The sequence below is a fragment of the Serinicoccus sp. CNJ-927 genome (assembly GCF_001942435.1).
In the GTDB taxonomy this organism is placed as follows: domain Bacteria; phylum Actinomycetota; class Actinomycetes; order Actinomycetales; family Dermatophilaceae; genus Ornithinicoccus; species Ornithinicoccus marinus.
In genome coordinates this window covers 1-1,447 of the sequence record NZ_MKKF01000041.1, presented here as the reverse complement: position 1 = coordinate 1,447, position 1,447 = coordinate 1, and the positions used below count along the sequence as shown (strand labels likewise).

The 1,447-nt window shown below is 72.1% G+C and carries 2 protein-coding genes; both read left to right on the top strand.

Annotated features, from left to right (window positions below; translation table 11 throughout):
- The coding region (locus BJF86_RS11095; RefSeq protein WP_083652984.1) for a Mu transposase domain-containing protein at positions 1 to 1,092 on the top strand (1,092 nt) is incomplete at its 5' end.
- The coding region (locus BJF86_RS11090) for an ATP-binding protein (protein ID WP_158068409.1) at positions 1,089 to 1,447 on the top strand (359 nt) is incomplete at its 3' end. The genes BJF86_RS11095 and BJF86_RS11090, both read left to right, overlap by 4 nt.

Sequence of the window (1,447 nt, the reverse complement as noted above, 5' to 3'; positions counted from 1 at the left end):
GGGCCACCGAAGTACGAGAGAAGAGCGGGTCCGACGTCGTTCACGCCGTACGAGGCGCGGGTGCGGTTGCTCTTGGAGGAGACGCCGGACATGCCGGCGACGGTGCTGGCCGAACGGGTGGGGTGGACCGGCTCGATCCGCTGGTTCCGCGACAACGTGAACCGGGTCCGGGTCGATCACCGCCTGATCGACCCGGCCGACCGGCTCACCTGGACGGCCGGGGACGTGGCGCAGTGCGACCTGTGGTTCCCTCCACGCAAGATCCTGCTCGAGGACGGCTCACGGGCCCTGTTGCCGGTGCTGGTCATGACGTGCGGGTACTCGAGGTTCACGGTGGGCCGGATGCTGCCGACCCGCAAGACACCGGACCTGCTGCTGGGCACGTGGGACCTGCTCAGTGGGCTGGGTCGGGTGCCGCGCCGGTTGATCTGGGACAACGAGCCCGGCATCGGGCGGGGCAAGCTGACCGAACCGGTCGCGGTGTTCGCTGGGACGCTGGCCACGAGGGTGGTGCTGCTGCCGCCGCGGGATCCGGAGTCCAAGGGCATCGTGGAACGCCGCAACCGCTTCTTCGAGACCTCTTTCATGCCCGGGCGCCACTTCGCCTCCCCGGCCGACTTCAACGCCCAGTTCACCGACTGGCTGGTCTCCGCGAACGCGCGGGTGGTGCGCACGACCAAGGCCCGCCCGGTGGACCTGCTCGCGGCGGACACCGAGGCGATGCTGCCGTTGCCGCCGGCGTTGCTGCACCTGGGGTGGCGCAACCACGTGCGCCTGGGCCGGGACTACTACGTGCGCGTCGACACCAATGACTACTCCGTGCACCCGCGCGCGATCGGCGCCCGGGTCGACGTGGCCGCCGACCTCGACGTCGTCCGCGTCCGGCACGGTGGCCAGCTGGTGGCCGAGCACCCGCGCCGCTGGGCCCGGGGCATGACCGTCACCGACCCCGCCCACGTCACCGCCGCCGCGGCGTTGCGGCACGCCTACCAGCACCCCAGGACTCGTCCCGAGGCCGAGGAGTTGGTCCGGGACCTGGCCGACTACGACAAGGCGTTCGGGATCGACGCCGGCGAGCTGGAGTCGCGATGAGCCGCAAGCCGACCTCCGCCGGGACCGAGTCGCTCAAGCAGATCACCCACCTGGCCGCCGCGCTGAAAGCGCCCCGGATCACCGAGGCCGCCGCCCGCCTGGCCGACCACGCCCGGGACACCGGGTGGACCCACGAGGATTACCTGGCCGCAGTCCTGGAACGCGAGGTCGCCGCCCGCAACGCCTCCGGTGCCCGGCTACGGATCCGCGCGGCCGGGTTCGGTGCGGTCAAGACCCTGGACGACTTCGACTTCGACCACCAACCCGGCGCCCGCACCCCCGTCCAGGCGTTGGCGTCCGGGGCCTACCTGGCCGAGCACCGCAACGTCGTCCTCCTCGGCCCACCGGGCACCGG